General features: G+C 65.3%; 5 protein-coding genes and 2 pseudogenes. 2 read left to right on the forward strand and 5 right to left on the reverse strand.

What is annotated here, in order from left to right; genetic code table 11:
* Positions 1 to 154: 154 nt before the first annotated feature.
* The 4 genes from LH400_RS24070 to LH400_RS24085 are packed head-to-tail and all read right to left on the reverse strand — an operon-like array spanning position 155 to position 2457.
* Positions 155 to 1141: a substrate-binding domain-containing protein gene (locus LH400_RS24070; protein WP_229156014.1), complete on the reverse strand. Its 987-nt coding sequence runs from the start codon at positions 1139 to 1141 to the stop codon at positions 155 to 157.
* A gap of 46 nt (positions 1142 to 1187) precedes the next feature.
* Positions 1188 to 1988 carry a FadR/GntR family transcriptional regulator gene (locus LH400_RS24075; protein ID WP_229156015.1) on the reverse strand — a complete coding sequence of 267 codons (801 nt, stop codon included), beginning with the start codon at positions 1986 to 1988 and terminating at the stop codon, positions 1188 to 1190.
* Complete coding sequence (locus LH400_RS24080; protein WP_229156016.1) at positions 1979 to 2179, reverse strand: hypothetical protein; 201 nt, start codon at positions 2177 to 2179, stop codon at positions 1979 to 1981. Before LH400_RS24080 ends, LH400_RS24075 begins: the two co-directional genes overlap by 10 nt.
* 59 nt (positions 2180 to 2238) lie before the next feature.
* Positions 2239 to 2457 carry a COG3415 family protein gene (locus LH400_RS24085; protein WP_229156017.1) on the reverse strand — a complete coding sequence of 73 codons (219 nt, stop codon included), beginning with the start codon at positions 2455 to 2457 and terminating at the stop codon, positions 2239 to 2241.
* A 498-nt stretch (positions 2458 to 2955) separates the two neighbouring features.
* Here LH400_RS24085 and LH400_RS26510 point away from each other — a divergent pair.
* Positions 2956 to 4055, forward strand: a pseudogene (locus LH400_RS26510) (PdxA family dehydrogenase).
* Here LH400_RS26510 and LH400_RS26190 read toward each other — a convergent pair.
* Positions 3979 to 4452 carry a TOBE domain-containing protein gene (locus tag LH400_RS26190; RefSeq protein ID WP_304502373.1) on the reverse strand — a complete coding sequence of 158 codons (474 nt, stop codon included), beginning with the start codon at positions 4450 to 4452 and terminating at the stop codon, positions 3979 to 3981. The pseudogene LH400_RS26510 and the gene LH400_RS26190 overlap by 77 nt on opposite strands.
* 10 nt (positions 4453 to 4462) lie before the next feature.
* Between LH400_RS26190 and LH400_RS24105 the strand changes: the two are divergent.
* A pseudogene (locus LH400_RS24105) lies at positions 4463 to 4815 on the forward strand (GH36-type glycosyl hydrolase domain-containing protein); the annotation flags it as partial.

The following is a 4815-nucleotide window of genomic DNA, read 5'->3' on the forward strand; positions in this document are numbered from 1 at the left end:
CGGCGCCGGTCCTCGAGCTCGAGCCGCGAAACGAAGAAACTGTCATCTCGACTATCCTGATGACGGAGTGCGACGGGGGAAGGAGCCGGAGAAACCTCTTCCCGCGGGCGGGCGGCCCGGCCGCGTCTCTGCAGCTGGGCGCGCATCGCTCTTCTCACTCCATCTCGTTGGCGAAGACCGTCTCCTTCACCGTCGGCAGCACCTCGTCGATGTTCTTCGATGTCACGACCAGGATCGGCACGGTGATCTGCTTTTCGGGCGTGCCGCCGTTCAGATGCTCGAACAGCGCCTCGGCCGACTTCTGCCCCATGAGGTATGGCTGCTGCATGCCGGTCGCGACGATGTCGCCGGACTTCAGAAGGTCGACGAAGTCCGGAATGCCGTCAAAAGCGGCAACGAGCACCTCGCCCTGGCGGCGGCCGGCCTTGATGGCCCTCAGTGCGCCGAGCGCCGGCTGGTCGGTCTGGATGAAGAGACCGCGCATGCCGGGATTGGCAGTCAGCATGTCCTGAACAAATTTGAAGGTCTCGTCGGCGGTGTAGGACTGCATCTGCTGCAGACCCGCCTCCTTGCCTGTCACTCCGCCGTCCTTCAGTCCGTCACGGAACCCCTTGGTTCGAGCCTGGCCGTTCTTGCGGGCCTGCGAGATAGTGACGAGGCCGACCGAGGCGTCCTGCCAGCCCTTCTCCTTCATCGCGGCGGCGAGCGCCTCGCCCACACCTTTTGCGCCCTCGTAATTGTCGGAGATGATGAAGGAGACGTAGTCGCCCTCGTTTGTGCCGATGTCGGCGATCACCACCGGTATATTCTTGGATGCGGCCAGTTGCAGGACGCTCGGCGCAGTGGATGAATCCGTCGGCGAGATGACGATCCCGGCTACGCCTCGGGCGATGGCATCCTGAGCGTTCTGCAGCTGGGTCTGGGCGCTGTTGCGCGAATCCAGTGCCTGAAAGCCGTAACCGTTCTTCTGCGCGACTGACTCGACGCCCTTCGACAGATAGCGCCAGAACGGCAGGTCAAGACCCGGCGTCAGATAGACGATCTCCTTCGACTGCGCGGCCGCCGGCAAGGCACCCGTAAGACCGACACCCGTTGCGAGCGCGATCACCGCGATCGCCTTCAACATATTGCGCTTGAGCATGCTATCCTCCCTTTGCGGTCCCTCTGGCCGGGGACCTTCGGCACTCTCAGTTCCCGTCCGAGGTATCCTCCCGTCGAACGGTCGACTGATGCTCTCTCGCCATGGCGCGCCCCGCGCCGGCGAGGATCGTCATGGTGGTACGGTAGATGCGATCGAGATGGACTTCGAAAGCCGCAACGGTCGCCTCGGCATCCCTGCGGGAGAGCGCCGCGACGATAGCCTCGTGGTCGGCATAGCTGTTTGCCATCGCACCCGGCTCAGCCACCGCTTTGCGGCGATGCTCCATCATGTAGCCGTATAGGTCGGCGACGAAGTCGGCGAGGACCGCATTGCCGCAGCAGCGATAGACGGTGAGGTGAAACTCGCGGTCGATGATCAGGAAGCGGACAGGGTCATCGGTCGCCTTTTGCTGAGCCTTCAGCGACTCCGCAAGAAACCCAAGGGTTTCGTCGTCCATTCGCCGCGCCGCGTCGCCCACGACCTGCCGCTCGACCATCCACCGCGAAGCGTGAATGTCCTCGATGTCGTAGCTGTTGATCAGACGGGCCTCACGGAGGCCGATGAAATCCTGTCCGACAGCGTCGGACACCACTTTGGTGCGCGCCCCGTGGACGACGGCCAGGAGACCCTTGGCGGCCAAGATCTGAATGCCACCGCGCACGGTCTCCCGGCTGACCTGGAGCGCCATGGCGAGATCGCGCTCGCTCGGCAGGTCATCGCCGACCTTGAGAATTCCCGAAGCGATCAATGCCGCGATCTTCGCGGCGACAACATCGCGGATGCTGCGGCGTAGGATGGCCTCCCGCAGTTCAGGGGCGTTCTCCAAGACGAAGTTCGTCAGCGACATGGCGACCGCAACTGTTTCTCTGGCCCGACCAGCGGACCAGTTTGGTGACAGTCCGACAAGCGATGGGCGCTGTCAAGCGTCTCGTCGATCTCGATGCGGAACTCCTCGAAGATCCAGCGCACAAGATCCTTGCGGCGCCATCGCACCACGCCGTGGATCGCTGGGATCGGTCCCCGCTCGACCACGTCCACCAGCGCCTGACGCTGCGCGTCGTTCAGCTTCGGCCGGTTGCCCGGCGCCTTGCCGTTGATCAGCCGTCCGGGCCGCGGGCGTTGAACCGCACCACCCAGTTCCGGATGATCTGCACCGTCACATCACGGAGCCGGCCGGCGTCGCTGCGCGAGCCGCCGTCGTAGATCTCAGCCAGCGCCAAAATGCGCCGAGCCTGGGCGGCGTTCTTCGTCGCCTTCGCGGGCCGTCTGAGGGCCGGCCCGTCGAAATCTGTCCGAAGCGGGATCGGTATCGTCATGGCAAACCTCCGTTTGCCACCAATGATTCAGACTTCCATCACGATGGGAATCCTCCGCGAGTCAGCCTTCACGCACGCTGGTATTACCGCCTCGCAGGTGCGATGCATGTGACCCGCACTCGCCTCCGGAAACTTAGACGTACGCCAGATGTGAGAGCGCGAAGAGGCGTCTTTCTGCCGGTTTCGTGGGACACCGAGATAGGGATTTTAACGGAATTGGAGAGGGGAATGAGAGGAAGGAAGTTCAGCCCTCCTCCGACGGTGACGACCTGCCTCGGCTGCACAGTTGAGTGAAAAGATCGGGCGCGCCGAAGCCGCCGGACGTTGTCACGAGTTCCACACCGGCCATCCGACCGTCGGCGATCCGAGAAACGGGCAATCCTGGCGCGATCTCGCCCTGGCAAGCGAGCAAGCCGGCCTCGGCCGCCGCCAAAACCGTCGCCAGAGTGTTGCCAACCGAACCGGGAGCAAGCCATGAAGACCAGAATCGGCATCACCATGGGCGACGTCTGCGGCGTCGGCCCCGAGATCACCGCTCGTGCGCTTGTCGATCCGAAGGTGCAGTCCATCGCCCGCCCCTGCGTCATCGGCGACGCCGGAGTCCTCGCGAGGGCGCGCGACATCGTGAACGCCGGGTTCGAGATCGTGACGTTCAGGCCCGGCGACCCGATCCCTGAGACCGGCGACGGCGCCGTGGCCTGCGCGGTTCCCGGCCTTGGTGTTGGCACCCTCCCCTTCGGAGCAATCGACGGCCGGGCCGGCGCGGCGGCCTATCATTTCATCGAAGCGGCGGTCGACATGGCCAAGGCCGGGCAGATTGACGCCATCGTCACCGCGCCGTTGAACAAGGAAGCGCTGCACGCCGGGGGCTACGTGTTTCCCGGTCACACGGAGATCCTGGCGGACTGACCGGGACGCAAAACTACTCGATGATGCTGGCGACGCCGAAGATGAAGGTCATCCACCTGACCACCCATATCGGCCTGATCGAGGCCATCCGCCGGATCAATCCTGAGCGGAGCTATCAGGTCACTCGCCTTGTCCACGATAAGCTGGAGCGCGCCGGCAGAAGCGCCCGCGGATCGCCGTCTGCGGCATCAATCCTCATGCCGGCGAGAACGGGCTGTTCGGAGAGGGCGAAGAGGAAGAGAAACTCGCCCCCGGCATATCGCGCGGGCGCGCCAGGAGGGCATCGACGCCAGCGCCCCTTTCCGGCCGACACGCTGTTCTATCGCGCCTCGCGCGGGAATTTCGACGTCGTCGTCGCCTGCGACCACGATCAGGGCCACGCTCCGGCGAAGGCGATGTTCTTCGACGAGGGGGTCAATGTCACGTTCGGGCTGAACGGCGGGATCATCCGCACCTCGGTCGATCACGGCATGGCTTCGACATCGCCGGACAGGGCATCGCCCGCGCCGACAGCCTCGTGGCCGCGATCCGCTATGCCGTGGAACTCGCCCCGGAGCACACGGGCGGCTGAAGCTGCGCCGCGCGATCGCCGCCAAGCGGTGCCGTATCGGGTCAGCGGGTGGCGGCGAGACGGTCGCCGGATTGCTTGTCGAAAAGGTGCAGCGTCTCGTGCGGCAAGGCGATCTTGATCGTCTCCCCTTCCCTGATATCAGGTCGGCCGTGCAGCACCGCGGTCAGTGTCTCGCCTTGAAAGTCCAGGATCACCTGGAGTTCGGCACCAGTCGGCTCGACGATCCGCACCCTAGCGTCGAGGCCGCTCTCGGCGATCGCGATGTCCTCCGGCCTCAGGCCGAGGACGACGTCCCGGCCCGCACCGACGCCGACCGGAGCCGGAAAAGCGATCCTTGCGCCCACCTGTGAGACGAAGGCGGTTCCCGAAGGGTGGACGCTTCCCGTGAGAAGATTCATCGCCGGCGAGCCGATGAACCCCGCCACGAAGACGTTGGCCGGCCTGTCGTAGAGGTCGAGCGGCGTGCCAATCTGCACGACATGGCCGCCGCGCATGACGACGATCTTGTCGGCCATCGTCATCGCCTCCGCCTCGCTCCACGAACACTCAGCGCGCGGCCTCGACCAGTGCCTGACCCTCACCGGCGCGAACGGCCTGCCGTTGATCGGCACCGGCGACTGGAACGACGGCATGAACCGGGTCGGCGAAGCCGGCCGCGGCGAAAGCGTCTGGCTCGGCTGGCTGCTGATCGCCACCGTCGACCTGTTCGCGCCCCTCGCGGAGACCCGGGACCCGGACCGGGCTTCCCGCTGGCGCGCCCATGCGGCATCCGTTCTTGCGGCGATCGAAGCGACGGCCTGGGACGGACAATGGTATCGCCGGACCACCTTCGACGACGGCAGCTGGCTCGGCTCTGCCGGCAACGAGGCCTGCGAGAT

The sequence above is a fragment of the Jiella soli genome (assembly GCF_020615385.1).
Classification (GTDB): Bacteria; Pseudomonadota; Alphaproteobacteria; order Rhizobiales; family Rhizobiaceae; genus VKMB-3413.